The sequence below is a fragment of the Vibrio sp. OPT46 genome (assembly GCF_015163535.1).
Classification (GTDB): Bacteria; Pseudomonadota; Gammaproteobacteria; order Enterobacterales; family Vibrionaceae; genus Vibrio; species Vibrio alginolyticus.
The window spans coordinates 1-751 of sequence record NZ_JADDYG010000130.1; the positions used below are offsets into that span (position 1 = coordinate 1).

Annotated in this window: 1 protein-coding gene; it reads right to left on the reverse strand. The window is 40.3% G+C overall.

The genetic code is table 11. From position 1 onward, the window contains the following. Window positions 1–207 precede the first annotated feature (207 nt). Entirely contained in the window at window positions 208–606 is a 399-nt protein-coding gene (zntR, locus tag IQR33_RS05785) for a Zn(2+)-responsive transcriptional regulator (RefSeq protein ID WP_005382529.1), read from the reverse strand. Window positions 607–751: the final 145 nt, after the last annotated feature.

Sequence of the window (751 nt, forward strand, 5' to 3'; positions counted from 1 at the left end):
ACGCTCAAAACCCAGTCATTGATTTGAAAATAGACTCCAACCATGTATGAAAACTCTCGTATCTACAGACAGCGTTACGGTAGGAATCAGACAATGGTCGATTCCTACAAGTAACTAAAGGCAAGATTATAGGTGGGAAAGCAGCGTGTACCTAGAAAAGCAAGTCGCCAAAAATGCAAACTTAAGTTAAGTGATTCAAGAATGAGACTACTCAAGTGCTGCAAGGATAGAGCAATGTGTGGCGTCATCGTCTGTATGACCACAACAAGCATCATTAATCTTCTTCAAAGCTCGGCGAATTTTCGTCAGCTCGTTAATTTTCCCATCAATCAGCTCTAACTTAGCAGAAGTAATGGCTTTTACCTCTGCACAGCTGTGTTCTGTCGCTTCTAACTTAATTTCTAACAGGTCTTTAATTTCATCCAGACTCAAGCCAAGATCTTTACCTTTGAGGATAAAGTGCACCTGCTTTTGATTCTCTTCATCATACAAGCGGTAGCCTGATTCGCTTCGCCCTGCGGGTTTTATTAGCGCGTTTTTCTCGTAGAAACGCAATGTATCGGCAGTCACACCACAACGTTTTGCCAGTTCACCTATCTGAAACATAACTTTCCCTATTAACTATCTCGTTACTTTTAAAGCTAAAGAACGACTTTTTTGCAATTATTTTTGAGATGCCAAACGATTGCGCGAGCTTTTTTGTAATAAATTGGTTAGAATACGCGCCATCAAATGTGGAGACTGTTTTCTA

Excerpts from the sequence above, each read along its gene's own strand:
- zntR (WP_005382529.1), bottom strand. The coding sequence starts at position 606 with ATGTTTCAGATAGGTGAACTGGCAAAACGTTGTGGTGTGACTGCCGAT.